Here is a 25,817-nt window from a genome sequence, read left to right as displayed (position 1 = left end):
GATTTTTGACACGCTGTTGAGTTCTCAAGAATCGGACACACACCATCAACCACCTCAACGAGGAGGCCTCCGGGGCAACCCTTCAAACTTACCCGCCGGGGGCTTGGGAGTCAAACCCGCGAAGCGTCTTTCAGGACGACCGGATCCGACCCGCTTGGTGTCAGCGGTCCTGCTCCCCGAGGCTACCCGATCAGATCGAGCACCTCGGTCCTTCTGCCACCCCCGGGACCGGCCTGCTTCGCGTCGCGATCGCTCGCTCGGCGGTGGTGTCCGGTGCTCCCTGTCGGGCTGACGAAGAGAACATTAACCCGGCCCTCCGGAGAAACACAAATCCGCTCACCTCGGACCGCCTGCTCGACACTGAAGGGGCGGATCCCGTTGTCGCCCAACGGAATCCGCCCCATCGAGCAGTCCCAGATGCGTGGGAGGTGCCGAGTTGGGGCACGGCTCGATCCTGACCCACGCGAGGTCTCAGGCGCGTCGCGCCGCCGCCAGGTTGCGTCGACCCCGCTTGATGACCGCGACGCTCCCGTGCAGGAAGTCGCCCTCCCCCAGCACCTGCTCCGGGTCGGTCACCTTGACGTTGTTGAGCGAGGCCCCGCCGTCACCGATCGCCCGCCTCGCCGCGTTCCGCGAGTCGACGAGCCCGACCGCCACGAGGGCGTCGACGACCGACGTCCCCACGGACACGGGAGCGCCGGGCAGCTCGGCCGTGGCGTCCGTCAGTGTCGACGCATCCAGACCGGTCAGGTCGCCCTTGCCGAAGAGCGCCTCGGAGGCCGCCTGGACCGAGGCGGTCGCGTCGGCTCCGTGGACCAGAGTCGTGACGTCGGCGGCCAGCGCCTTCTGCGCCGCGCGGCGGAACGGCTCCTCCGCCACCTGCCGCTCGAGCTCGGTGATCTCGTCGCGGGACCGGTCCGAGAGCGCCTTGAGCATGCTGATGACCGATGCGTCTTCGACGTTGAGGAAGTACTGGTAGAAGACGTACGGGCTCGTCATGTCGGCGCTCAGCCACACCGCGTTGCCCTCCGACTTGCCGAACTTGCGGCCCGTCGAGTCGACGAGCAACGGCGTCGCGAGCGCGTGCACCGATGTGCCCTCGACCCGGTGGACGAGGTCGACGCCGGCCGTGATGTTCCCCCACTGGTCGCTGCCACCGATCTGGAGGGTGCAGCCTCGGCTCCGGTGCAGCTCGAGGTAGTCGAGCGCCTGGAGCATCTGGTAGCTGAACTCCGTGTAGGAGATCCCCTGGTCGCTCTCGAGTCGGCGCGCCACGGCCTCCTTGCGGATCATCTGGTTGACGCGGAAGTGGCGGCCGACGTCGCGGAGGAAGTCGAGCGCGCTCATCGGCGCCGTCCAGTCCAGGTTGTTGACGAGCACGGCGGCGTTCTCGCCCTCGAAGTCGAGCAGCGGCCCGACGAGCTGCTGGATCCGGTTCACCGCGGACGCGATGGTGTCCTTGTCCTGCAGCACGCGCTCCGCGTCGGGCTTGGGGTCACCGATGAGTCCGGTGGACCCCCCCACGAGACAGATGACGTGGTGCCCGGCAGCCTGCATCCGTCGCATGACCGACAGCTGGACGAAGTTGCCGAAGTGCAACGACGGCGCGCTCGGGTCGAAACCGCAATACAGCGTGAGGGGTCCCTCCGCGAGTGCTTCGCGCAGCGCCGCCTCGTCGGTGGTCTGTGCCACCAGGCCGCGCCACTGCAGCTCGTCGAAGATGTCCGTCACGGGTATCGGTGTCCTCTCGTTCGGGTGGGCTCCCTGCCCACCGGCACACAGCCTGCCGTATGCCGCCGCGCCCGGGCCACCGAGTACCGCGCGGTCCCGCATGGCGGGCGTCACGAGCGTCGTCGGGCGACCCCGGGACGGTACGGCGAGACGGTCGGCTCCGCGTCGATCCAGAAGCGCCACGGGTAGGCCCCGCCGTCGCCCCCGGGGCCGCTCACGCCCACGCGTGGGCCGGCGCGCACGGCCTTCCCTGCCGCGGGGTCGCCGGCGCCGAGGGCGAGCGCGGATCCGGGCGCGCACACGTCGACGCCGGAGAGCGCCCCTGTGACCGCGAGCGCGTTGGTCAGTCGTCCCGGTCCCCGGCACCAGTCGCGCTCACGCACGCCCGGCCGGCGCCCCGCGGCAACGTCGTGTCCCGCGACCACCTCACCGGCGCGCAGCAGGACCACGTCGGGGACGCCCTCGGCGCCCGTGACGACGCAGAGCATCCAGTGGTGGCCGTAGGTGAAGTAGACGAAGGCGTGCCCGGGCGGCCCGAAGACCGGGGCGTTGTGACGGGTCGGCCGACTGAGCACTCGTGACGCCGGGTCGACGAGACCGGCATACGCCTCCGTCTCGGTGACGCGCACCGTGACCCCGCCGTGCTGGACGTGTCGCCCGAGCAGGTCGGCGGCCACGTCGAGCACCGGGCGGGCGAAGAACGACCGCGGCAGCCTCCTCACGCGCGGCGACGCCGCACGACGCCGGGGCGGTAGGCCGAGACGTTCGGGTCACCGTCGACCCAGAAGCGCCACGGGAAGGCGGTGCCGTCACCACCCGGGCCGCTGACGCCGACCCGGGGGCCGACGCCGACGCGCTCGGGAGGGGTCCGCTCGCCCTCGGCCACGACGAGGTCGATCGGCTCCCCCACGAGAGGTCGGCAGAAGTCGAGCCCCGTGTGCTCCTTGGTCATCGCGAGCGCCTGCCCGACCCGCCCCGGTCCGCGTGCCCAGTCGCGCTCGCGCACCGGACCCCGCCGGGACCGGACGAGGTCATGGCCGGCGACCACCTCACCGGCCCGCACGAGCACGGCCGAGGCGGCTCCCTCCTCGCCGACGACGAGGTTGACGCACCAGTGGTGGCCGTAGGTGAAGTAGACGTAGGTGAACCCGGGCGGTCCGAACATGGGCTGCGTGCGCGGCGTCTCACCGCGATAGGCGTGTGACCCGGGGTCGAGCGCGCCGGCATACGCCTCGAGCTCGGTCAGGCGCAGCACGACGCCGCCGAACGCCAGGTGTCGCCCGAGCAGGTCGGGTGCGACCTCGACAGACGGCCTGGCGAAGAACGAGCGCGGCAGGCGGGTGTGGTCGAGGCTCACCGACGGCACGCTAACGGCAGGGTCAGACGGTCGCCGAGGTCCACGTCCGGGCGTCGGCGAGACGCTCGCGCGCGAGCACCAGCTGCTCGGTGACCCGGACCGGTGCGGTGCCGCCCTGGGCGTCCCGCGAGGCCAGGGAACCCTCGACCGAGAGGACCGACCGCACGTCGGGCGTCAGGTGCTCGCTGATCCGGGCGAAGTCCTCGTCGGTGAGGTCCCACAGCTCGATGCCGCGCGGCTCGCACTCGCGGACGCACGCGCCGGCCACCTCGTGCGCGACGCGGAACGGGACGCCCTGGCGCACGAGCCACTCGGCGATGTCGGTGGCCAGGGCAAATCCCTGCGGCGCGAGGGACGCGAGGCGCTCGGTGTCGAAGACGAGGGTGTCGACCATGCCCGAGAAGGCCGGCAGCAGGACCTCCAGCGTGTCGACGGCGTCGAAGACCGGCTCCTTGTCCTCCTGGAGGTCGCGGTTGTAGGCGAGCGGGAGCGCCTTGAGGGTCGTCAGCAGCCCGGCGAGGTCGCCCACGAGACGACCGGCCTTGCCGCGGGCCAGCTCGGCCACGTCGGGGTTCTTCTTCTGCGGCATGATGCTCGACCCCGTCGAGTACGAGTCGTGCAGCGTGACGAAGGAGAACTCCTTGGTCGCCCAGATGACGACCTCCTCGGCGATCCGGGAGATGTCGACCGCGGTCATTGCCGAGACGAACGAGAACTCGGCCACGAAGTCGCGCGACGCGGTGCCGTCGATGGAGTTCTCGACGGCGCGAGCGAAGCCGAGGTCGTGGGCCACGGCCTCGGGGTCCAGCCCGAGCGAGGAGCCGGCGAGGGCCCCGGACCCGTAGGGCGAGGCGTTCGCGCGGACGTCCCAGTCGCGCAGTCGGTCGACGTCGCGCAGCAGCGCCCATGCGTGGGCGAGCAGGTGGTGCGACAGGAGGACCGGCTGGGCGTGCTGCAGGTGCGTGCGGCCCGGCATGGCGACGCCGAGATGACGGTCGGCCTGCGACACGAGGGCGTCGACGACGTCGAGGACGAGGCCTCCGACGACGCGAGCGTGCTCGCGCAGGTACATCCGGAAGAGCGTCGCCACCTGGTCGTTGCGGGACCGGCCGGCGCGCAGCCGCCCGCCGACGTCGGGGCCGACGCGCTCGATGAGGCCGCGCTCGAGAGCGGTGTGGACGTCCTCGTCGTCCTCCGCGGGCGTGAAGGCGCCCGACACGACGTCGGCCTCGAGCCGGTCCAGACCGTCGAGCATCGCCTGGAGGTGCTCGTCGGAGAGCAGCCCGGCCGAGTGGAGCACACGGGCATGGGCGCGAGACCCGGCGATGTCGTGCGGCGCGAGGCGCCAGTCGAAGTGGGTGCTCTTGGACAGTGCGGCCAGTGCCTGGTCGGGACCGCCGGCGAAACGCCCGCCCCACAGGCTCACGCGCTCGGCCGGCGCGGCCGCGGCGCCCGGCGCACCCTCCGCCCCCTCAGGACCGTCGGAGGAGCTCGGGTGGGTGGGGTCGGTCATCGCGGGGTTCTCCTCGTGGGTGGGGGTGCGGCAGGCGCCGGCAGGGGCCGGCAGGTGCAGTTGGTCTCAGTCTCGCGTGCCTGCGAGGGACTGCAGCCGCTCGGCCACGGCGCTCGCCTGCTCGGCGCTGCCGGTCACGAGCAGGATCGTGTCGTCGCCGGCGATCGTGCCCACCACCTCGGGGTCGCGGGTCTGGTCGATGGCCGACGCGAGGTAGTTGGCCGCGCCCGGAGGGGTGCGCAGCACGACGAGGTTGACGGCGGCCGCGGCCGACACGAGCAGCTCCTCGCACGTGCGACGCAGACGGGCCGAGGCGGCGTCACCGATGGACCCCACGGCGGCCACCTCACCGCCCTCCCCCGGGACGGCATACGCCAGGGCGCGGCCGCGCCTGACCTTGACGGCGCCGAGCTCGACGAGGTCACGCGAGAGCGTCGCCTGGGTCACCTCGGTGCCCTCGGCGGCGAGGAGGTCGGACAGCTCGCCCTGGCTGTGCACCTCGTGGGCGCCGAGCAGCTCGACGATGCGGCGCTGGCGCTGGGTGCGGCTCACGACGTCGTCTCCCCCGCCGCGTGAGCGGCCTCGAGGATCGCCGGCAGGGCGTCGAGGAAGCCCAGGAGCTCGTCCGCCGAGATGACGAGCGGCGGCGCGAGGCGGAGCGCCGTCTGAGTCACCGCGTTGACGATGAAGCCCGCGTCGCGGGCGGCCGCCATGACGGCCGGAGCAGGTATGCCGTCCAGCTCGATCGCCCGCAGCAGGCCGCGTCCGCGCGTGCCGCTGACGCCCTCGATCTCGACGTCGTCGAGCAGCGCGGCGACGTCGCGGACGTGCTCGAGCAGGTGGTCGCGCTCGATGGTGTCGAGGACGGCGAGGCCGGCCGCGCACGCGAGCGGGTTGCCGCCGAAGGTCGTGCCGTGCTGGCCGGCGGCGAGCAGCGCGGTGGTGTCGGGACCGAACGTGACGAGCGCGCCGATCGGCACGCCACCACCGAGCCCCTTGGCCAGCGTCATGGCGTCCGGGACGATGCCCGACTGCTGGTGCGCGAACCAGTCGCCGGTGCGGCCGATGCCGGTCTGGATCTCGTCGACGACGAGGAGGACGCCGTGAGCCGAGGTCACCTCGCGAGCGAGGCGCAGGTAGTCGACCGACAGCTCGCGGACCCCTGCCTCGCCCTGGACCGGCTCGACGAACAGCGCTGCCGTCGTGTCGCCGACCGCCGCCCGCAGGGCGTCAGCGTCGTTCGGCGGGACGAAGACGACCTCGGGGATGAGCGGTTCGAACGGCTCGCGGTAGGCGGCCTTGTGGGTCAGGGCCAGGGCGCCCGTGGACCGGCCGTGGAAGGACCCTTCGAGCGCGACGATGCGGGTGCGACCCGTGCGCCGCGACAGCTTGATCGCGGCCTCGGTCGCCTCGGTGCCGGAGTTGGCGAAGAAGACGCCTGAACCCGCGGGCGCCGCCGCAACCGCGAGGATGCGCTCGGCGAGCGCGATGGCCGGCTCCGAGGTGAAGAAGTTGGACACGTGGATGGCCGACTCGGCCTGCTTCGTCACGGCCTGCACGAGGGCCGGGTGGCCGTGGCCGAGGGCGTTGACGGCGATGCCGGAGAGCAGGTCGAGGTAGCGCTTGCCGTCGACGTCGGTGACCCAGCAGCCATGGCCGGAGGCGAGGACGAGCTGGGGCGTGCCGAAGACCTGGACCATGGCTCCGGCGTAGCGGCCGATCAGGTCGCTGCCGGCGGTCATGAGTCCTCCTCGGGCGTGGCGGGTGGTCCGGATGTGCGCGGTGGCGTCGGCTCGGAGCCGGTGATGTCGGGCAGGACCATGGTGCCGATCCCCTCGTCGGTGAAGATCTCGAGCAGGATCGAGTGCGGCTTGCGGCCGTCGACGACGTGGGTCTGCGGCACGCCGCCCTCGACGGCACGGATGCACGCCTCGAGCTTGGGCACCATCCCGTGGTCGACGCGCGAGAGCAGCTCCCGGGCTGCGCTGACGGTGATGGTCGAGAGCAGCGAGCCACGGTCGGGCCAGTCGGCGTAGATGCCCTCGACGTCGGTGAGGACGACGAGCTTCTCGGCACCGAGAGCGACGGCGATCGCCGCGGCGGCGGTGTCGGCGTTGACGTTGAGCACCTGCCCCTCGACGTCGAGGTCGGGTGCCACCGTGGAGACCACGGGGACCCGGCCGGCGTCGAGGATGTCGATGATCGCGGACGGGTTGACGCTCTCGACGTCCCCGACGAGGCCGAGGTCGACCTCCTCGCCGTCGACGACCGTGCCGCGGCGCCGCGCGCCGAGCAGTGCCGCGTCCTCACCGGACAGGCCCACCGCGATGGGACCGTGCTGGTTGAGCAGGCCGACGAGCTCGCGCCCGACCTGACCGGTCAGGACCATCCGCACGACGTCCATGACCTCGGGCGTCGTGACGCGCAGGCCGCCCTTGAACTCGCTCTCGAGCCCGACCCGCTCGAGCATCGCCTTGATCTGAGGCCCTCCACCGTGGACGACGACGGGGCGCAGCCCGGCGTACCGGAGGAACGCGATGTCCTCGGCGAAGGCGGCCTTGAGCTCGTCGTCGACCATGGCGTTGCCGCCGTACTTGACGACGACGAGCGCACCGCGGAACCGCTCGAGCCAGGGCAGCGCCTCGACGAGGGTGGCGGCCTTGCCCGCGGCGACGCGGATGGCCGCGGCGTCGATGAGGCCGCGGAGGTCGGCGGGCTGGTCGGAGCGGGTGCTCGTGGTGGTCATGTGCTGTAGGCCGAGTTCTCGTGGACGTAGTCGTGGGTCAGGTCGTTGGTCCAGATCGTCGCGGCCTCGGGGCCGGCGTGCAGGTCGACGAGGACGTGGACCTCGCGCGGGGCGAGGTCGACGAGGGTGCGGTCCTCCCCCACCCCACCGGCGCGGCACACCTGGACGCCGTTCATCGTCACGTCGAGCGTCGTCGGGTCGAAGGCGGCCTTCGTCGTGCCGACGGCCGCGAGCACGCGCCCCCAGTTGGGGTCGTTGCCGAAGATCGCGCACTTGAAGAGGTTGTTGCGGGCCACCGACCGCGCCACCTCGAGGGCGTCGTCGGTGCTCGCGGCGCCGACCACCTCGATGGCGACGTCGTGTGCGGCGCCCTCGGCGTCGGCGATGAGCTGGCGGGCGAGGTCGGAGCACACGGCGGTGAGGCTCTCGGTGAGCTCGTCCCGCTCGACGGAGACGCCCGAGGCCCCGGAGGCGAGGACGACGACGGTGTCGTTCGTCGACATGCATGCGTCGGAGTCGATGCGGTCGAAGGAGACGGATGTCGCGGCGCGGAGCGAGGCGTCGAGGTCTGCCTGGTCGACGACGGCGTCGGTCGTCACGACGACGAGCATCGTCGCCAGTGCCGGTGCGAGCATGCCGGCGCCCTTGGCCATGCCGGACACCGACCAGCCGGCGCCCCCGTACGTCGAGACCTTGTGCACCGTGTCGGTCGTCTTGATCGCGACGGCTGCCGCCTCGTGGCCCTCGGCGGACAGGGCGGTGGCAGCGGCATCGACACCGGTGAGGACCTTGTCCATGGGGAGCAGCTCGCCGATGAGGCCGGTCGAGCAGACGACGACGTCGCCCGCCGAGACACCGAGCACCTCCGCCACGTGCTCGGCGGTGCGGTGGGTGTCGAGGAAGCCCTGGGCGCCGGTGCAAGCGTTGGCGCCCCCGGAGTTGAGGACGACGGCGTCGACCCGGCCGTCGGCGACGACCTGGCGCGACCACGTGACCGGCGCGGCCTCGACGCGGTTGGTCGTGAAGACGGCCGCCGCGTGGCGGTCCGGACCGTCGTTGACGACGAGGGCGAGGTCGGGGGTGCCGCTCGCCTTGAGGCCCGCGGTGACGCCCGCCGCACGGAAGCCCGCGGGCAGCTGAACGGTCGGGTGGCCACTCACGGGGCGACTCCTGCGACGGGGAGGCCGAGGGTCTCCTCGAGACCCAGGGCGAGGTTGGCGCACTGCACGGCGGCGCCGGCAGTGCCCTTGGTGAGGTTGTCGATGGCCGTCACCACGACGACCCGACCGAGCCGCTCGTCGACGGCCACCTGCAGCTGCACGTGGTTGCTGCCCACGACCGAGGCCGTGGCGGGCCAGGAGCCCTCGGGCAGGACGTGGACGAAGGGCTCGGCGGCGTATGCCGCCTCCCAGGCCGCGCGCACGGACGCCGGGTCGGTGCCCGGACGCAGGCGGGCCGTGCACGTCGCGAGGATGCCGCGCGGCATCGGCGCCAGCGTCGGTGTGAACGAGACCGTGACGGGCTCGCCCGCAGCGCGGGAGAGGTTCTGCTCGATCTCCGGGGTGTGCCGGTGGCCGCCTCCGACGCCGTAGGGCGACATGGAGCCCATCACCTCGCTGCCGAGCAGGTGCGGCTTGAGCGACTTGCCGGCACCCGACGTGCCGGAGGCGGCGACGACGACGACGTCCTGGGCCTCGAGCAGGCCGGCGGCGAACCCGGGGGCCAGCGCGAGCGAGATGCCGGTCGGGTAGCAGCCCGGCACGGCGATGCGGCGTGCGCCCGCGAGCCGTTCGCGCGCCACGGTGCCCGCCGGTCCGGGGAGCTCAGGGAGGCCGTAGGGCCACGAGCCGGCATACGCCGTGTCGTAGAAGGTCGTCCACGCGGACTCGGACTCGAGCCGGAAGTCGGCCCCGCAGTCGATGACGACGACCGAGTCGGGCAGCTGCGCGGCGAGCGCCCCGGAGTGGCCGTGCGGCAGGGCGAGGAAGACGACGTCATGGCCGGACAGCGTCTCGACGGTGGTCACCTCGAGCACACGGTCCGCAAGGGGGACCAGGTGCGGGTGGACGCCCCCGAGTCGTTCACCCGCACTGCTGGCCGCTGTGACGGCGCCGACCTCGAACTGCGGGTGGGCGAGCAGCAGCCGGAGGATCTCTCCTCCGGCGTAGCCGCTCGCCCCCGCCACTGCTGCCCTGATCACGATGCATGACTATACACGCTCATGCATATTCGTGCATTCGGGGGGTTCAGCGCTGGACGGCCCCCGTCGCAGACGCGGCCGCCGCGACCGCCGCGTCGCGGAAGTCGTTGACCTCGTCGGTCGTCAGCGTCCGGTCGGGCGCCCGGAACGTGAGGCGGTAGGCCAGCGACCGGTGTCCGGCCTCGATGCGCTCCCCCTCGTAGACGTCGAAGAGCACGACCGACTCGAGCGACTCGCCCGCACCGGAGCTCAGGGCCGTCTCGACGTCGGCGGCGGCCACATCAGCGGCCACGAGCAGGGCGATGTCGGTCATCGCCGGCGGGAACGTCGAGAAGGGCCTGGCCTGGACGGGCTCGGCGCTGGCGGCGACGAGCACGTCGACGTCGAACTCCGCGGCCACCGTGCGCTCCGGCAGGTCGAGGGCCGCGACCACCTTGGGGTGCAGCTCCCCTGCGTGGCCCACGAGCGTGCCGTCGACGAGCGTGATCCGGGCGCATCGGCCGGGGTGCCACGGGGCGTGACCGGGGTCGTTGGCGACGACCACCGGCACGGCGAGCGCGGCGGCGACCGTCTGCACGGCGGCGACCATGTCGCTCCAGTCGGCGGCGCGGCCGGGACCCCACCAGCCGGCCTGCTCCGCCTGTCCGGTCGCGAGGATGCCCGCGCGACGTGGCTGGGCGGGGACGGCGGCATACAGCTGCTCGAGCGTCTCGGCGTCGGGGCGCGCGGCGACTCCCGGGATCGGTGCGGTGCCGATGGCGCCGCCCGGGCGGAACACGAGGCCGAGCTCGTAGATCGCGACGTCCTTGCGCCCGCGAGCGACGTTGCGTCGCAGCGTGTCGACGAGGCTGGCGAGGACCGAGGTGCGCAGCAGCGGCCGCTCCTCCGACAGCGGGTTGGCCAGCCGGACGGCGTGACGACGGTCGTCGTCGGCCGGCAGCATCAGCTGGTCGGCGAGCTCCTCGGCGACGAAGGGATAGCTGAGGACCTCGGTGAGCCCTGCACCCGCGAGCGCGTCGGCGACGACCCGGCGCGCCTTCTGCGCATGGGTCAGGCCGCGGCCGTCGCTCGGCGTCGGCGTGATCGACGGGATGTTGTTGTAGCCGTCGATCCGCGCGACCTCCTCCGCGTAGTCGGGCGCGTCGACGAGGTCGGGGCGCCACGACGGCGGGGTCACGAGGACGTGCGTGTCGTCGGTGCCCTCGCCTGACTCGTCGACGACGCAACCGAGGTCGCGCAGGATGCCGACGACCCGCTCGCGCGGGTAGTCGACGCCCACGATGCGCGCCGGCTCCGTGACGTCGAGGAGGTATGCCGTCCGCTCGCTCGTGCGGTCGACGTCGGTGACGGCGTCGTCGACGGTGCCGCCACCGTGCTCGACGAGCAGGTCGACGGCGAGCTGGGCGGCCGCCGCGGTCACCCTCGGGTCGACGCCGCGCTCGAAGCGCTTGGACGCCTCGGTGATGAGGCGGTGCCGGCGCGACGAGCGCGCGACGGTCGTCGGGTCGAAGTGCGCCGCTTCGATGAGCACGTCGGTCGTCGTGTCGGAGACCTCGGAGGAGGCCCCACCCATGACGCCGGCGATGGCGAGCGGCTGCTCACCACCGTCGGTGATGAGCAGGTCGTCGGTGTGCAGGGTGCGCTCGACGTCGTCGAGGGTCGTCAGCACCTCGCCCGAACGGGCCCGGCGCACGACGACCGAGCCGGAGAGCCGGTCGACGTCGAAGGCGTGGAGCGGCTGCCCGACGGCGAGCATGACGTAGTTGGTGACGTCGACGGCGAGCGAGATGGGACGCATGCCCATCTGCGTCAGGCGCTTGCTCATCCACGACGGCGACGGCCGGGTCGGGTCGATGCCGCGCACGATCCGCGCGACGTAGCGGTCGCACCCGTCGTTGCCGTCGATGGGTGAGTCGTCCTTGAGCTCCACCGGGTAGCCACCTGCGGTGGCGGCCGGTGTCGCGACCTCGGCCGGGTCGCGGTAGCCGCCCTCGGGGCTGCCCTGCGCGTGCCAGTACTCACGGGCGAGGCCACGCACCGAGAAGCAGTAGCCACGGTCGGGCGTCACGTTCGTCTCGACGGTCTCGTCGGCGAGCCCGAGGAGGGCGATCGCGTCGTCGCCGGGGCTCAGGGTCGCCGCGCGCTCCTCGCCCAGCAGCCGGCTGAGCACGATGATGCCGTCGTGGTCGTGCCCCAGACCGATCTCGTCCTCGGCGCAGATCATCCCGTTGGAGACGTGGCCGTACGTCTTGCGCGCGGAGATCGCGAAGCCGCCGGGCAGCACGGCACCGGGCAGCACGCACACCACGAGGTCGCCGACCTCGAAGTTGTGGGCACCGCAGACGATCTCCTGGTGCTTGCCCTCGGTCAGCATCTGGCCGTTCTGGCCGACGTCGACGGTGCACCAGCGGATCGTCTTGCCGTTCTTCTGCGGCTCGAGCTCGAACGACAGGACCCGACCGACGACGAGCGGACCGGTGATGTCGCCACCGTGGAGGTCCTCCTCCTCGAGACCCACGCGGACGAGGCTGGCGGCCACGTCGGCACCCCGGGCCCCGGGCGCGAGGTCGGTGTACTCCGCGAGCCAGCTCAGTGGCATACGCATGTCAGACCCCCATCCCGAACTGCTGCGAGAAGCGGACGTCGCCCTCGACGATCTCGTGCATCCCCTGGACCCCGTGGCGCAGCTGGAGGGCCCGCTCGATGCCGAGCCCGAAGGCGAAGCCGGAGTAGACGTCCGGGTCGATGCCGCAGGTGCGCAGCACCTTGCGGTTGACCATGCCGGAGCCGCCCAGCTCGATCCAGCCGGAGCCGCCGCAGGTGCGGCACGGCTCGGCACTGCCCCACGTCTCCTCGCCGTGGCAGGCGAAGCAGAGGAAGTCGGTCTCCATGCTCGGCTCGGTGAACGGGAAGTAGTTGGCGCGGACGCGGGTGCGCGTCTCCTCGCCGAACATGATGCGCACGAACGCGTCGAGGGCGCCGCGCAGGTGGGCCATCGTCAGGCCCTTGTCGATCGCGAGGCACTCGATCTGGTGGAAGACCGGCGTGTGCGTGGCGTCGAGGTCGTCGGTGCGGAAGACCTTGCCGGGAGCCACGATGTAGATCGGCGGCTCCTGCTCGAGCATGGTGCGGATCTGGACCGGTGACGTCTGCGTGCGCAGCACGAGGCCCGAGTCGACCGGATCGAGGAAGAAGGTGTCCTGCATCTGCCGGGCAGGGTGGTCGGGCCCGAGGTTGAGGGCGTCGAAGTTGAGCCACTCGCTCTCGAGCTCCGGCCCCTCGGCGACCTCCCAGCCCATGCCGACGAAGGCGTCGACGAGGCGCTGGGCGACGAGCTCGATCGGGTGCCGCGAGCCGGGCTCGCGACGCAGGGCCGGCACGGTGACGTCGACGCGCTCGTCGACGAGGATGCGCTCGTCGCGCTCGGCCTCGAGCTCGGCCTGCCGGACGGTCAGGGCCTGGCCGACGCGGCCGCGGGCCTGGCCGACGCGCTTGCCGGCCTCGGCCTTGGCGCTCGGCGGCAGGGCGCCGATCTCGCGGTTGGCGAGGGCCAGCGGGCTCTTCTCCCCCTGGTGCGCAATGCGCGCGGCCTTGAGGTCGTCAAGAGACGACGCCGCGGTGATCGCGGCGATGGCGTCCTGTACCGCTGCGTCGACGTTCGCCGGGTCGAGCGCGGAGACCTCGACCGGGTCGTAGTTCGTGTTGGGTCCGGACATCGGCGTGCGTTCGCTGCTCTCGCTCGGGTTCACGGGGGGCTGTCGTGCGGGTGCCCAGTCTAGGGGCGGCGTCGAACCGGTTCACGGGGCCATCCGCTCAGCGGCGGGTCAGCTGCCGACGACCTCGGGCAGGCCGGCCGGCAGCGTCACGACGAAGCGCGCGCCGCCGGCGTCGTTGTCGCTGACGAGCACCGAGCCGCCATGGGCCTCGACGAGACCCCGGACGACGTAGAGCCCGAGGCCCGTGCTCGCGTTGGAGGGACCGTGCCAGAAGCGACCGAAGATCTTCTCGCGGTCGGACGGGGGTATGCCGTCCCCCTCGTCGTCGACCTCGACGACCACCGACTCCGGCGCGTCACCGAGGGCCCCGCCGCGGTCCAGGGTCACCGTGACCTTGCCGGCGCCGTGCAGCAGGCCGTTCTCGATGAGGTTGAAGAAGATCTGCTCGAGACGGTCGGTGTCGGCCCACATCTCCGGCAGCCCGTCCGCGATGGCGGACTCCCCCAGCCCGAGCTGGACGACTCCGGACGACCGACCGAGCTCGTAGCGCACGACGTGGGTCGTGAGCAGCGCGTGGAGGTCGACGGGCCCCCGACGCAGGTTGAGGCTGTCGGAGTCGAGCCGCGAGATGTCGAGCAGCTCGGTGATGAGGCGGGTCAGGCGGGTGGCGTCGGCCTCGATCGTCTCGATCATGAGGCGCTTCTGCTCATCGGTGAACCGGTCCCACCGTCGCAGCAGGCTGCTCGTGAAGCCGGTCACCGACGTCAGCGGCGCCCGCAGCTCGTGCGCCACGGTCGACAGGACGGTCGCCTGGTCGCGCTCCGCCCGCTGGCGGGCCTCGGCGTCACGCAGACCGAGCATGACCCGCTCGACCGTGCCGCCCGGTCGGGACCGCACGTAGCGAGCGGTGACGAGGACGTCCTGGCCCCGGGGCGCGACGAGCAGCTTCTCGCGGTGGCCGGCGCGGCTGGCGAGGCCGTTCCACGGGTCGGTGTGGGCCCACCAGTTCCGGCCGTACTTGTCCGTGAAGGGCAGCCCCTCGTCGAGCGTGCGGCCGACGAGGTCGGCATGGTCGCAGTCGAGGATGCGCAGCGCCTCGGCGTTGGCGAACCGGATGCGCTGGTCGGCGCCGACGACGACGAGCCCGTCGGGGAGCAGCTCGCCCATCATCGCGACCGGAGCCATCTCGCCCGCCGACCCGGGCAGCCGAGCCGCGGTGCCGTCGACTGAGGTCATGGCCCGAGGATAGTCACGGGCACGCCCGGAGGGCCCGGTCAGCGGCTCGTGCGGCGTGCCTCGGCCGAGGCGTAGAGGCAGATCGTCGCGGCCATCGCGAGGTTGAGCGACTCCGCGTGGCCGTGGATGGGGACGCGGACGACGTCGTCGCAGGCGTCGCGCACGTCCTGCGGCAGGCCCCAGGCCTCGTTGCCCATGACCCAGGCGTGGGCACCGGAGAGGTCGGCGTCATGGAGGAGGGTCGTTCCCGCTCCGTCTGCGGCGAGCAGCCTGACCCCTCGCTCGCGCAGGGCCGCGAGGATGTCGGGGACGGACGCGCCGAGGCTGAGCGGCAGGTGCCACAGGGACCCGACGGTCGAGCGGACGACCTTGCTGTTGTAGACGTCGACGCTCGCGTCGCTGACGATGACGGCGTCGGCGCCGGCCGCGTCGGCGCCCCGGATGACGGTGCCGGCGTTGCCGGGGTCGCGGACGTTCGTCAGGACGCACACGAGCGCGTCGTTCGGCAGGTCCGCGAGGAGGGCGTCCAGCGGCACGTCGAGGACGTGGCACACCGCGGCGATCCCCTGCGGGGACTCCGTGTCACACATCGCGGCGAGCACCTCGGGACTCACCTCGTGCACCCAGAGCTCGGCGGAGCGCGCGGCCTCGACGATGGCGGGATGCCGGTCGGCCGCCTCGGGCGTCACGTAGACGTCCCGGACGAGCTCGGGACGGAAGGCGACCGCCTCGCGGACCGCCTGCGGTCCCTCGGCGAGGAACTCACCCGTGCGGGAACGCACCGAGCGCCGGGACAGCGCCCGTACCGCCTTGACCCGATCGGATCGGGGGTTGGTCAGCACGGGGGTGTCCCGGCGCTCGAGATGCTGGTGTGACGTCGGACGACGTCGCTCAGGCGGCGTCGCCGGCGACCTTCGCCTCGGCTGCGTTGACAGCGGCCGGGACGTTGGCGCGGGAGAGCTCCACGAGCGCGGCGAAGGCCGGGGCGTCGTTGACGGCGAGGTCCGCGAGGATCTTGCGGTCGACCTCGACACCGGCGGCCTTGAGGCCCTGCATGAACCGGTTGTACGTCATGCCGTTGGCGCGGGCCGCAGCGTTGATGCGCTGGATCCAGAGGCGACGGAAGTCACCCTTCTTCGCGCGACGGTCACGGTAGGCGTAACCCAGCGAGTGGGTGACCTGCTCCTTGGCCTTGCGGTAGAGGCGCGACCGCTGACCGCGGTAGCCGCTGGCGCGCTCGAGAACGACTCGACGCTTCTTCTGGGCGTTGACTGCCCGCTTCACGCGTGCCACGTGAATACTCCTTCTCTGCTTGACGCAGTGCTTGCTGCTGCTGGCTTACCGGAGACCCGGCTGCTCAGCGAATCGCTGATGGGTGGGGGTCCCGGCTCACTTGCCGAGGAGCTTCTTGGCCTTCTTGGCGTCCGGCTTGGCGAGCTCGACGTCGTTCGCGATGGAACGCATCTTCTTGCTCGACTTGTGCTCGAGCAGGTGGCGACCGCCGGCCTGCTCGCGCATGACCTTGCCGGTGCCGGTGAGGCGGAAACGCTTCTTCGCACCGCTGTGCGTCTTCATCTTCGGCATGGGGGCCGATCTCCTTCGTGTTGCGTGCGCCAGTGGGCGCACGTGGTGTGTCGTGCCGGGGGCTCTCGCCTCCGGCGGGTCACCGCCCGCCGATCACTCGGCGGCGGCGGTGGCCTCGTCGGTCTGCGGGGCCTGGGCCTCCGGCTGCTCACCGGACGTTGCCGGCTCGCCGGTGGAGCGCTGGTCGTGCTGCTCGCGGGAGCGACGCTGCTCGGCCTTGGCCTCCGCCTTCTTCTTGGTCGGGCCGATCACCATGATCATGTTTCGGCCGTCCTGCTTCGGGGCCGACTCGACGAAGCCGAGCTCGGCGATGTCCTCGGCGAGGCGCTCGAGCAGACGGCGACCGAGCTCGGGCCGCGACTGCTCGCGACCGCGGAACATGATCGTCACCTTGACCTTGTCGCCGGCCTTGAGGAACCGCTCGACGTGGCCCTTCTTCGTGCCGTAGTCGTGCGGGTCGATCTTCGGACGGAGCTTGATCTCCTTGATGACCGTGTTGACCTGGTTCTTGCGCGCTTCCCGTGCCTTCATGGCGGCTTCGTACTTGAACTTGCCGAAGTCCATGAGCTTGGCGACCGGCGGCTTGGCCATGGGGGCCACCTCGACGAGGTCGAGGTTCGCCTCCTCGGCCAGACGCAGCGCGTCCTCGACGCGGACGATGCCGACCTGCTCGCCGTTGGGGCCAACCAAGCGCACTTCCGGGACCCGGATGCGCTCGTTGATGCGAGGCTCGCTGATGTGGTGCTCCTAAGTTCGATGAATGGTGTGACCAGACGGGGGTGGTGCCAGTCCTGCTGCGACCACAACGAGAAAAGGGCTCCCCGTGTGTGCACGAGGAGCCCAAGGGTCGCGTATGCCGGACGGTCGCCGTCGCGTCACACGGCTCGACACCGGTGCCACGGAGGACACCTGGTCGAGCAGACCTTGACCCGGCGACTGTGAGGTCGGCGCGGGTGGAAGCGAGCTTCTCTTGCACGTCGTCACCCGCCTCCGCCGGAGCGGGAGCATGGGTGACGGCTGGTCAGTGCTCCATGCTAGCAGCCGAGACGCCGTGCTCCGAATCGACGACAGGGCCCCCGGCAGCGGTCCGGCCCTGCGCCCTCCGGCTGGCCCGCGACCCGAGGAGGCCGACGAGTGCGACGAGGACGCCCACGGCGGAGACGACGACGAACCCCCACTGCCAGCCGCCTCGGTCGATGGCGAAGCCGGCGAGCGGTGCACCGAAGGCCGAGCCCGCGGTCATGGCCGAGCCGTGCCACCCCATCATCTCGCCGCGGAACCGCTCCGGGACCTGACGGCTCAGCTGCTCGACGGTGGCGGTGATCGTGGGGGCGCACAGGAAGCCGGAGACGGTGATGAGGACGGCGAAGCTCGGCACGCCCGCGGCGAGGGCGACGGGGGCGGTCGTGGCCGCGAGGCCGCCGAGCAGCCAGAAGACGGAGAAGGAGCGGTGCCAGGCGCCGTAGAGGATGCCGCCGACGAGGGACCCGGCACCCCAGAGCGCGAGGACCCACCCGATCGAGCCGGTGGCCCCGAAGGACCGCAGCGCCGCGACGATGCCCACGTCGGTGCCGCTGAGGACGAGCGTCGAGCAGGCGGCGGCGAGGTAGACCGCGGCGACCGGCACGGTGATGAAGCCGCGGACGGCCCGGGCCGGGGCGGTGTCGTCGGGCACGGACGGGGCGGCGATGGCGTCCGCCCGGGCGGCCTCGCCCTGCTCGTCGTGCGCCGCCTCCCCCGCCGCGCCGCCGTCCGGGTGCCCCTCGCCGGAGTCGGAGGTGAGGCGGGGGTTGACCACCCAGAGCACGAATCCCGCTGCGACGGATGCGAGCTCGCAGACGAGCAGGGCCCACGACGTGTCCCACGAGGTGGCGAGCCACACCCCGATGGCAGGGCCCGCCATGAACGACAGCTCGGTCGCCGACGAGTCGAGCGACAGGGCGGTGCGCCGCTGCTCGCTCGGCACCGAACGGATGATGACCTGGCGCAGGATCGAGAAGGTGGGCACGACGAAGAGCCCGGCGAGCGCCGCGAAGGCGATGAGCGGGGCGTAGCCCACCCACGGCGCGATCGACCAGCACACGACCTGCACGACGAGCGAGGGGCCGACGGTGCGCCGCAGGCCGATGCGGTCGAGCAGCCGGCCGCGCCAGGGCCCGGAGACGGCGACCGCGACGGTCGAGGCGGCCGTGACCAGGCCGGCAGCGCCGTAGCTGCGGCCGAGCGACGTCACGACGTGGAGGGTGAGGATCACCCCTCCCGCCCACATGGGGACGCGGATGAGGAAGCCGAGCAGCAGCGCGTTGCGGGTGTCTCGGTTGGCCAGCACCGGCCGGTAGGCCCCCAGATCCATGGCGTCAGCCTGTCACCTCGCACCGACGGTGCGCACCCGGGTTCCACGGAGGCGGCAGAGCGCGCGGGCGCGGCCCGGGGGGCGACCCGGGGATGAACCACCGAGGTGGCGGGCGGCATACGCGATGGGTCTTGTGACGGCTGGGCGACAGGAGTTGGGTGGGGGCATGGCTAAGACGCCCGGCAGATCAGATCTTCCTGCGGCCCCCAACCCCGCCTCGCCGCAGGACATCCGCAACGTCGTGCTGGTCGGACCCGGCGGGGCCGGCAAGACCGCACTCTTCGAGGCGCTCGTCTCGGCACGTGTCCCCGGTCAGCGGACCTCCCTGGGCGACCACGTCCGCACCACGACCCTCGTCGCCGCCTCGTTCGAGTCCGGCCCGGTCACCCTCAACCTCCTGGACACCCCCGGCTACCCCGACTTCGTCGGCGACCTCCGCGCGGGCCTCCGGGCCGCGGACGCCGCCGTCTTCGTCGTCTCCGGCGCCGACGACATCGACCGGCCCGTGTCGCTGCTGTGGCGCGAGTGCGCGGCCGTCGGGATGCCGCGAGCCGTCGTCGTGACCCACCTCGACCAGCCGCGCGCCGACTTCGCGACGACGGTCGAGATGTGTCGTCGCACCTTCGGCGACGCCCGGGCCACCCACTGGCCCGTCGTCGAGGACGGCTCGGTCACCGGGGTCGTGGGACTGCTGACCGGCGAGACGTCCGCCGAGCACGAGGACGCGCGGTCGGCCCTCATCGAGTCCGTCATCGAGGAGTCCGAGGACGCGACGTTGCTCGACCGCTACCTCGAGGGCGAGACCATCGACACCGAGTCGCTGCTCGGCGACCTGCGTACGGCCATCGCCCAGGGCACCTTCTTCCCGATCGTCCCGGTCTCGCCCCTGACCGGCGCGGGCACCGAGGAGCTGCTCGGCATGATCGAGCGGGCCTTCCCCGACCCGACCGCGCACCCGCTGCCGGCCGTCACGTCACCGGTCGGTGGCCCCGTCAAGGGCGTGACGTGCGACCCGTCCCAGCCGCTCGTGGCCGAGGTCGTGCGCACGACGACCGACCCGTACGTCGGGCGCCTCTCGCTCGTGCGCGTCTTCTCCGGCACGCTCCGCGTCGACGAGACGGTCCACGTGTCGGGCCACCTCGGTGACTTCGTCGGGCACGAGGTCGCCGGCCACCCGGCCCACGACGACGACGAGCGCGTCGGCCCGCTCGCGTCGCCCTTCGTCGAGTCGCACCGCCCCCGCGGCACCGCCATCGCCGGCGACCTCGCACTCGTGACGAAGCTGACCCACGCCGAGACCTCCGACACCCTGTCCTCCGTCGACCGGCCCGCGGTCGTCGAGCCGTGGCTGCTCCCCGAGCCGCAGCTGCCCGTCGCGATCCGCGCGGCGACGAAGTCCGACGACGACAAGCTCGGCGGGGCGCTGCAACGCCTCGTGGCCGAGGACGTCACGATGCGCATGGAGCACTCGCACGAGACGGACCAGGTCGTGCTCTGGACGATGGGCCAGGCCCACGTCGACGACCTCATCGACCAGCTCTCCGAGCGCTACGGGGTGACGGTGACGGCCGAGCCCTACCGGACTGCGCTGCGCGAGACCTTCGTGCGCACGTGCTCGGTGCAGGGTCGCCACGTCAAGCAGTCGGGCGGTCACGGGCAGTACGCCGTGTGCTCGATCGTCATCGAGCCGCTGCCACGCGGATCGGGTTTCGAGTTCGTCGACAAGGTCGTCGGCGGGTCCGTGCCGCGCCAGTTCATCCCGTCGGTCGAGAAGGGGGCCCGCCTCCAGCTCGAGAAGGGCCTGCTCACCGGCCACCCGGTCGTCGACGTCCGCGTCACGCTCACCGACGGCAAGTCGCACTCCGTCGACTCGTCCGACGTCGCCTTCCAGACCGCCGCGGCGCTCGCTCTCAAGGAGGCGGCGAACGCCTCGACGATGGCGCTGCTCGAGCCGATCGACCGCGTCGACATCACCATCGCCGACGACTACCTCGGGGCGGTCATGTCGGACCTGCGCGGACGCCGCGGCCAGGTGCTCGGCACCGAGCCGGCCGACGGGATGGGCCCCGAGGGCGGCTGGACCGTCGTGCACGCCGAGGTGCCGTCGGCAGAGCTGTCGCGCTACCCCATCGACCTCCGGTCGGTGTCGCACGGCACCGGGTCGTTCGTGCGCGAGCCGTTGCGCCACGACCTGCTGCCGGCCGACAAGGCCAAGGACCTGCTCGGGGGCTGACGTCGCGCAGGAGCGCCGGGACGGCGAAGGGCGGGTGCCGAAGCACCCGCCCTCTCCCGTCCGTCGCGCGGCCGCCGTCAGAGGCGGACGACCATCTTGCCGACGTTCTCCCCGCGCAGGACGCCGAGGAAGGCGTCGACCGCGTGGTCGATCCCGTCGCCGAACGTCTCGCGCGAGGTCAGCGTGCCGTCCGCGATCCAGCCGGCCGCGCGCTGGGCGTACTCGCCCGCGAGGTCCCAGTGGTCGCCGACGAGGAAGCCCGTGATGGTGCCGCGGGTCTGGATGAGGCGCGCGAGGTTGCGCGGGCCCGGGGCCGCCTCGGTGTTGTTGTAGACCGAGATCGCGCCGCAGATCGCGATGCGGCCGCCGAGCCGCAGCGAACCGACGGCGGCCTCGAGGTGGTCGCCGCCGACGTTGTCGAAGTAGACGTCGATGCCGTCGGGCGCAGCCTCGCGGAGCAGGTCGGAGACCCGTCCGTCCTTGTAGTTGAACGCGGCGTCGAAGCCGAGGTCGCCCAGCAGGTGGTCGACCTTCTCCTGCGAGCCGGCGCTACCGATGACCCGGCTGGCGCCCAGCGCCTTGGCGACCTGCCCGACGACGCTGCCGACGGCCCCGGCGGCGCCGGACACGAAGACGACGTCCCCCTCCTTGATCTGCGCGACACGGGTCAGGCCGGCGTATGCCGTGAGGCCGGTCATGCCGAGCACGCCGAGGTAGGCGGACGCCGGGGCCACCGACGTGTCGACGACACGGACGGCGGAGCCGTCGACGACGGCCTCCTCGCGCCAGCCGAGACCGTGGAGCACGTGGTCGCCGACGGTGACGCCGTCGGCGCGCGACTCGGTGACGACACCGACCGCGCCGCCGTGCATGGCCTCACCCAGCGCGTACGGCTCGGCGTAGGACTTGGCGTCGCTCATGCGACCGCGCATGTAGGGGTCGACCGACATGACCTCGTTGCGGACGCGGACCTGGCCGTCGGCAAGGTCGAACGGCGCGCTCTCGACGAGGGCGAAGTCGTCAGGGGTGGGCCAGCCGACAGGACGGCTGACGAGCTGGACCTCACGGGGGGTGGTCATCGGGTCTCCTTCTGGGACAGCGGTTCTGGAAGTGCGGGTGCGAAGCGGCCGTGGCCGGATGACGTCAGTCGACGACGATCTCGACGGGGATGTTGCCGCGCGTCGCGTTGGAGTAGGGGCACACCTGGTGCGCCGTGTCGACGAGCTCACGGCCCAGCTGGGGGTCGAGGCCCTCGGGGAGCTCGACGTGGAGCACGACCCCGAGGCCGAAGCCGGTGCCCGACGACCCCGAGAGGCTGACGTCGGCCGTGACGGCGACGTCGAAGTCCTCGACGCGGCGCTTGCGCGCGACGAGCCCGAGAGCGCTCGCGAAGCACGCGGCATACCCGGCGGCGAAGAGCTGCTCGGGGTTCGTGCCCTCCCCACTTCCGCCGAGCTCGCGGGGTGCGGCGAGCGTGACGTCGAGTCGACCGTCGGACGTGACGGCGCGACCCTCACGCCCGGAGGCGGTGGCCGAGGCGACGTACTGGGCGGTCTGGGTGGTGGTGCTCATCGAGGCTCCTTGTGTTGCCAACAATTAGATTGTGCGCAATTTGATAGTACGCTTGGGTCATGAGCCCGTCCAATCCGACCTCCGCCGCCGCGAGCACGCTGAGCCTCGAGCAGCAGATCTGCTACGCCATGCACACGACCGTGCGGGCGTTCGACGCCGTCTACCGCGAGCTGCTGTCGGAGCACGGACTCTCCTACCCGCAGTACATCGCCCTCATGGCCGTCGCCGAGCACGGGCCGCTCACGGTGAGCCGGCTGGGCGAGCACCTGCGACTCGACTCGGGCACGCTCTCCCCGCTCCTCAAGCGGATGGAGTCGGCCGGCCTCGTGGAGCGGGTCCGCGACCCCGAGGACGAGCGCCGGGTCCTCGTGTCGGCGACGGACGGAGGGCGCGACCGCCTCGCGGCGCTCGGCGACCTGCCGCACCAGATCGCGCTCCGAAGCGGCCTCTCGCGACAGGAGCTGGTCGACCTGCACCGCACGCTGCGCCAGGTGACCGAACGGCTCGACACCGGGGTCTGAGGGCGTCCGGGTCGACGTGCCGCGTGGGTGTCAGGAGGGCAGCACGATCGAGACGGCATGGATGAGCATGCCGATGAGCCCACCGACGAGGGTGCCGTTGATCCGGATGAACTGCAGGTCGCGGCCCACCTGGAGCTCGACCCGCTCGGCCGTCTCCTTGCCGTCCCACCGGTCGACGGTGTCGCTGATGATCCTCGTCAGCTCGGTGCCGTAGCGGTCGATCGCGTAGATCGTCGCGTCGCAGATGCGCGTGTCGATGCGCTCGCGCAGCGCGGCGTCGGCGAGGAGCCGCTCGGCGAGAGCCGTCACCTCCGTGACGGCGCGGGCCCGCACCGGCCCGCCCTCGTCCTCGAGGGCGGCGACGACGACGGCACGGAACGAGGCCCACAGCGACATCGCCGTGTCCGCCACCTGCGGGTGTGACAGCACGCGCTCCTTGAGGCGCTCCGCCTTGGCCTGCGTCACGGGGTCGTGCTGGAGGTCGTCGGCGAGGTCGATGAGCAGCTTGTCGAGCGCGAGGCGCACGTCGTGCCGCGGGTCGTTGCGGATGTCGGCCAGCCACTTGAGCGCCTCGACGTGGACCTTGCGGGCCACGATGTCGTTGATCGCGTCGGGCACCCACGCCGGGGCGCGCTGCGTGATGAGCGACTCGAAGACGTCCTCGTTGTCGACGAGCCAGATGCGCACCTCGTCGAGGGCGAGGTCGACGAGGCCGACGTGCGCCTCGTCGCGCACCACCTGGTCGAGCAGTCCCCCGGCCAGCGAGCTGATCGGCTCCTGCGCGAGGCGCGGGAGCAGGGCCTGCTCGATGACGGCGCGGACGTCCTCGTCGGGGATCCGGTGCAGCGCGTGGACCGTGACTGTGGCGACCTCGTCGACGAGGCGCTTCGCGTGACCGGGGGTCAGAGCCCACTCGGCCGCCCGCCGGGTGGGCTCGGCGTCGAGCACCCGCTCGCGGATGATGTCCTCGCGCATGAAGTTCTCGCTGACGAACTCCTCCAGGCTGCGACCGATCATCTCCTTCTTGCGAGGGATGAGGGCGGTGTGCGGGATCGGGAGCCCGAGCGGGTGCCGGAAGATGGCCGTGACGGCGAACCAGTCGGCGCAGGCACCGACCATCGAGGCCTCGGCGCCGGCGTTGACGAAGCCGAGCAGGCCGTCGTCGTGCCCCCGCGTGAGGACGTAGACGATCGCCGCGAAGACGAGCAGGCCGGTGGCGACGAGCCGCATCTTCCGCAGGTCGCGCCGGCGCTGCGCATCGAGGGCCGGGTCGACGATGAAGCCGAGAGGACCGCTCGAGGGGCCCGCCCCTCGGCCGGCGTCTGCGCCCGACCGTCCACCGGGGCGCCCGGGTCCGGTCGGGACGTCGGCTGTCGTCCCGGCGCCGGTCGTCGCCGGAGGCACCTCGGGGTCACGCTCCCGAGTCGTCTGGGGTGTGGTGTCCACGTCCGGCACCTCCACGGGTGATGTGCTCAGCGCGCCGGTTCGAGCGCGAAGGTCAGAGCATCGATCCTCGCACGGGTCTCGCCGTCGGTCGCGATCCGCTCCCCGATCCGTGTCGCGACGGCCCCGACGAGCTCGGCGCCGAGGCCGGGCTCCAGGGAGAGCACGACCCGCAGCACGCCGGCGCCCGCGGGCTCCCCCGCCTCGAGGCGGTGGCCCACGACCTGCGGCTCGGTCTCGACCGCCGCTCGCACGGCCGCCGCGACGTGGGCATCGCGGTGGCTGGGTCCCCACGCGCGCTCCTGGGCGAGCGCCCACAGCATGCTCGGACGCAGGACCGTCGCGTGGGGCGAGGCGACGTCGACGAGGAGCACGTGGCACTCCTCGCTGATCGCGGCCTGCGCCGCGGCGGCGGCGCGGACCGGCACCGGCCGGGCGCCGGGGTCCCACGCGGCGAGGCTCTCGAGGGAGGTGAACATCGGCAGCGCCCGCGACCCGTCGGGGGACGTCAGGGTGACCGCGGCCATGTCGCTGCGGGTGTCGACGGCGTGCGGCCCGGACTCGTCGACCTCGGTCGCCACGGCGACCACGGGGACGAGCCAGCGGGCCTGAGCCACGTGCTCCATCAGGGCCGTCTCCGCGTCGTCACCCGGCGTGCCGTGCGCCGCGGCCAACGCCGCGACGAGGGCCGCGTCGGCCGCTCCCGTGTCGCCGGCGAAGCCGTGGGAGGGGATCGACTTGCCCTCCCACGCCTGGCCGGCGGAGTCGGCGGGACGGCCCAGCTCGTCGTGGTGGCCCGAGGCCGGCGTCGGTGAGCTCATGCGCCCGGGCGGCCGGCGACGTCGAGCGCCTCGGGCAGCGTGAAGGCGCCGCGGTAGAGGGCCGAGCCGACGATGGCCCCCTCGACCCCCTCGCCGACGAGCTCGCGGACCGCCGCGATGTCCTCGAGGGTCGAGACGCCGCCGCTGGCGACGACCGGACGGTCGGTGCGGGCGCACACGTCGCGGAGCAGCTCGACGTTGGGGCCCTGGAGCATGCCGTCCTTGTTGACGTCGGTGACGACGTAGCGCGCACAACCCTCGGCGTCGAGGCGTGAGAGCGTCTCCCAGAGGTCACCGCCCTCGCGGGTCCATCCCCGTGCCGCGAGCGTCGTGCCCCGGACGTCGAGGCCGATGGCGACGCGGTCGCCGTGCGCGGCGATGATCGACGCCGTCCACTCGGGGTCCTCGAGCGCGGCGGTGCCGATGTTGACGCGGCGGCAGCCCGTGGCGAGCGCCGCGTCGAGCGACTCCGTGTCGCGGATGCCGCCAGAGAGCTCGACCTGCAGGTCGAGCCGACCGACCATCGAGGCGATGAGGTCGCGGTTGCTGCCACGACCGAAGGCCGCGTCGAGGTCGACGAGGTGGATCCACTCCGCCCCCTGCTCCTGCCAGCGCAGCGCGGCCTCCCACGGGTCGCCGAACTCGCCGCCGGTGCCGGCGACGCCCTGGACCAGCTGGACGGCACGGCCGCCGGCGATGTCGACGGCGGGCAGCAGCTCGAGGTGAGGCTGGGCGGCGTGGTGCTGGCCGGTCATCGGGGTCGGCTCCTCGGGTCGGTCACGACCGTCGCG

Annotated in this window: 24 protein-coding genes; 2 read left to right on the top strand and 22 right to left on the bottom strand. The window is 72.4% G+C overall.

Features of this window, described 5'->3' with window-relative positions; all coding sequences use genetic code 11:
• Positions 1 to 471: 471 nt before the first annotated feature.
• The 17 genes from tyrS to ASE25_RS21195 form a co-directional block, all read right to left on the bottom strand.
• Positions 472 to 1,731 (bottom strand): tyrosine--tRNA ligase, encoded by a 1,260-nt coding sequence (gene tyrS, locus ASE25_RS21275; protein ID WP_056827308.1) that lies wholly within the window; start codon positions 1,729 to 1,731, stop codon positions 472 to 474.
• Positions 1,732 to 1,841: 110 nt separating this feature from the next.
• Positions 1,842 to 2,453 (bottom strand): DNA-3-methyladenine glycosylase, encoded by a 612-nt coding sequence (locus ASE25_RS21270; protein WP_056827306.1) that lies wholly within the window; start codon positions 2,451 to 2,453, stop codon positions 1,842 to 1,844.
• Positions 2,450 to 3,088 (bottom strand): DNA-3-methyladenine glycosylase, encoded by a 639-nt coding sequence (locus tag ASE25_RS21265; RefSeq protein ID WP_056827319.1) that lies wholly within the window; start codon positions 3,086 to 3,088, stop codon positions 2,450 to 2,452. Before ASE25_RS21265 ends, ASE25_RS21270 begins: the two co-directional genes overlap by 4 nt.
• Before the next feature lie 22 nt (positions 3,089 to 3,110).
• Entirely contained in the window at positions 3,111 to 4,601 is a 1,491-nt protein-coding gene (gene argH, locus ASE25_RS21260; protein ID WP_082619816.1) for an argininosuccinate lyase, read from the bottom strand.
• A gap of 66 nt (positions 4,602 to 4,667) precedes the next feature.
• Positions 4,668 to 5,153 (bottom strand): arginine repressor, encoded by a 486-nt coding sequence (gene argR / locus ASE25_RS21255; RefSeq protein ID WP_056776346.1) that lies wholly within the window; start codon positions 5,151 to 5,153, stop codon positions 4,668 to 4,670.
• Positions 5,150 to 6,343, bottom strand: coding sequence for an acetylornithine transaminase (locus ASE25_RS21250; RefSeq protein ID WP_082623030.1), 1,194 nt, complete (start codon positions 6,341 to 6,343; stop codon positions 5,150 to 5,152). The genes argR and ASE25_RS21250 overlap by 4 nt, the downstream gene beginning before the upstream one ends.
• Positions 6,340 to 7,347 (bottom strand): acetylglutamate kinase, encoded by a 1,008-nt coding sequence (gene argB, locus ASE25_RS21245; RefSeq protein WP_056776344.1) that lies wholly within the window; start codon positions 7,345 to 7,347, stop codon positions 6,340 to 6,342. Before argB ends, ASE25_RS21250 begins: the two co-directional genes overlap by 4 nt.
• Positions 7,344 to 8,507: a bifunctional glutamate N-acetyltransferase/amino-acid acetyltransferase ArgJ gene (gene argJ, locus ASE25_RS21240; protein WP_056776341.1), complete on the bottom strand. Its 1,164-nt coding sequence runs from the start codon at positions 8,505 to 8,507 to the stop codon at positions 7,344 to 7,346. The genes argB and argJ overlap by 4 nt, the downstream gene beginning before the upstream one ends.
• Positions 8,504 to 9,550, bottom strand: coding sequence for an N-acetyl-gamma-glutamyl-phosphate reductase (argC, locus tag ASE25_RS21235; protein ID WP_056827304.1), 1,047 nt, complete (start codon positions 9,548 to 9,550; stop codon positions 8,504 to 8,506). Before argC ends, argJ begins: the two co-directional genes overlap by 4 nt.
• A 43-nt stretch (positions 9,551 to 9,593) precedes the next feature.
• Positions 9,594 to 12,152 (bottom strand): phenylalanine--tRNA ligase subunit beta, encoded by a 2,559-nt coding sequence (gene pheT / locus ASE25_RS21230; RefSeq protein ID WP_056827302.1) that lies wholly within the window; start codon positions 12,150 to 12,152, stop codon positions 9,594 to 9,596.
• A 1-nt stretch (position 12,153) separates the two neighbouring features.
• Entirely contained in the window at positions 12,154 to 13,263 is a 1,110-nt protein-coding gene (pheS, locus tag ASE25_RS21225) for a phenylalanine--tRNA ligase subunit alpha (protein ID WP_056827316.1), read from the bottom strand.
• Positions 13,264 to 13,371: 108 nt separating this feature from the next.
• A complete protein-coding gene (locus ASE25_RS21220; RefSeq protein ID WP_056776333.1) occupies positions 13,372 to 14,499 on the bottom strand; it encodes an ATP-binding protein in 1,128 nt (375 codons plus the stop codon).
• 38 nt (positions 14,500 to 14,537) lie between these two features.
• Positions 14,538 to 15,341, bottom strand: a complete 804-nt coding sequence (locus ASE25_RS21215; RefSeq protein ID WP_056776330.1) for an RNA methyltransferase — start codon at positions 15,339 to 15,341, stop codon at positions 14,538 to 14,540.
• Positions 15,342 to 15,390: 49 nt separating this feature from the next.
• A complete protein-coding gene (gene rplT / locus ASE25_RS21210) occupies positions 15,391 to 15,792 on the bottom strand; it encodes a 50S ribosomal protein L20 (RefSeq protein WP_020144696.1) in 402 nt (133 codons plus the stop codon).
• Between the two features lie 96 nt (positions 15,793 to 15,888).
• The gene (gene rpmI / locus ASE25_RS21205; RefSeq protein ID WP_020144695.1) at positions 15,889 to 16,083 is read right to left on the bottom strand and encodes a 50S ribosomal protein L35; all 195 of its coding nucleotides are present in this window, start codon (positions 16,081 to 16,083) and stop codon (positions 15,889 to 15,891) included.
• Between the two features lie 93 nt (positions 16,084 to 16,176).
• Positions 16,177 to 16,773 carry a translation initiation factor IF-3 gene (gene infC / locus ASE25_RS21200; protein WP_369793525.1) on the bottom strand — a complete coding sequence of 199 codons (597 nt, stop codon included), beginning with the start codon at positions 16,771 to 16,773 and terminating at the stop codon, positions 16,177 to 16,179.
• Between the two features lie 331 nt (positions 16,774 to 17,104).
• Complete coding sequence (locus ASE25_RS21195; protein WP_056827301.1) at positions 17,105 to 18,436, bottom strand: MFS transporter; 1,332 nt, start codon at positions 18,434 to 18,436, stop codon at positions 17,105 to 17,107.
• 166 nt (positions 18,437 to 18,602) lie between these two features.
• Here ASE25_RS21195 and ASE25_RS21190 point away from each other — a divergent pair, with 166 nt between their 5' ends.
• Positions 18,603 to 20,669 carry an elongation factor G-like protein EF-G2 gene (locus ASE25_RS21190; protein WP_056827300.1) on the top strand — a complete coding sequence of 689 codons (2,067 nt, stop codon included), beginning with the start codon at positions 18,603 to 18,605 and terminating at the stop codon, positions 20,667 to 20,669.
• 77 nt (positions 20,670 to 20,746) lie between these two features.
• On the opposite strand, the gene ASE25_RS21185 is transcribed toward ASE25_RS21190, so the two are convergent.
• Both ASE25_RS21185 and ASE25_RS21180 read right to left on the bottom strand, forming a co-directional pair.
• Positions 20,747 to 21,748, bottom strand: coding sequence for an NADP-dependent oxidoreductase (locus tag ASE25_RS21185; RefSeq protein ID WP_056827299.1), 1,002 nt, complete (start codon positions 21,746 to 21,748; stop codon positions 20,747 to 20,749).
• Positions 21,749 to 21,812: 64 nt separating this feature from the next.
• Positions 21,813 to 22,241, bottom strand: coding sequence for an organic hydroperoxide resistance protein (locus tag ASE25_RS21180; protein WP_056776317.1), 429 nt, complete (start codon positions 22,239 to 22,241; stop codon positions 21,813 to 21,815).
• Between the two features lie 59 nt (positions 22,242 to 22,300).
• Between ASE25_RS21180 and ASE25_RS21175 the strand changes: the two genes are divergently transcribed.
• The gene (locus ASE25_RS21175) at positions 22,301 to 22,762 is read left to right on the top strand and encodes a MarR family winged helix-turn-helix transcriptional regulator (RefSeq protein WP_056776314.1); all 462 of its coding nucleotides are present in this window, start codon (positions 22,301 to 22,303) and stop codon (positions 22,760 to 22,762) included.
• 30 nt (positions 22,763 to 22,792) lie between these two features.
• On the opposite strand, the gene ASE25_RS21170 is transcribed toward ASE25_RS21175, so the two are convergent.
• The 3 genes from ASE25_RS21170 to priA are packed head-to-tail and all read right to left on the bottom strand — an operon-like array spanning position 22,793 to position 25,781.
• A complete protein-coding gene (locus tag ASE25_RS21170) occupies positions 22,793 to 24,208 on the bottom strand; it encodes a DUF445 domain-containing protein (protein ID WP_082619892.1) in 1,416 nt (471 codons plus the stop codon).
• 26 nt (positions 24,209 to 24,234) lie between these two features.
• Complete coding sequence (locus tag ASE25_RS21165) at positions 24,235 to 25,026, bottom strand: SseB family protein (RefSeq protein ID WP_056827298.1); 792 nt, start codon at positions 25,024 to 25,026, stop codon at positions 24,235 to 24,237.
• Positions 25,023 to 25,781 (bottom strand): bifunctional 1-(5-phosphoribosyl)-5-((5-phosphoribosylamino)methylideneamino)imidazole-4-carboxamide isomerase/phosphoribosylanthranilate isomerase PriA, encoded by a 759-nt coding sequence (priA, locus tag ASE25_RS21160; protein ID WP_056827297.1) that lies wholly within the window; start codon positions 25,779 to 25,781, stop codon positions 25,023 to 25,025. Before priA ends, ASE25_RS21165 begins: the two co-directional genes overlap by 4 nt.
• Positions 25,782 to 25,817 lie beyond the last annotated feature (36 nt).

It is taken from the genome of Terrabacter sp. Root85, assembly GCF_001429185.1.
GTDB lineage: Bacteria > Actinomycetota > Actinomycetes > Actinomycetales > Dermatophilaceae > Terrabacter.
The sequence above is the reverse complement of the archived record's forward strand: the minus strand, read 5'-3'. Positions and strand labels throughout refer to the sequence as shown.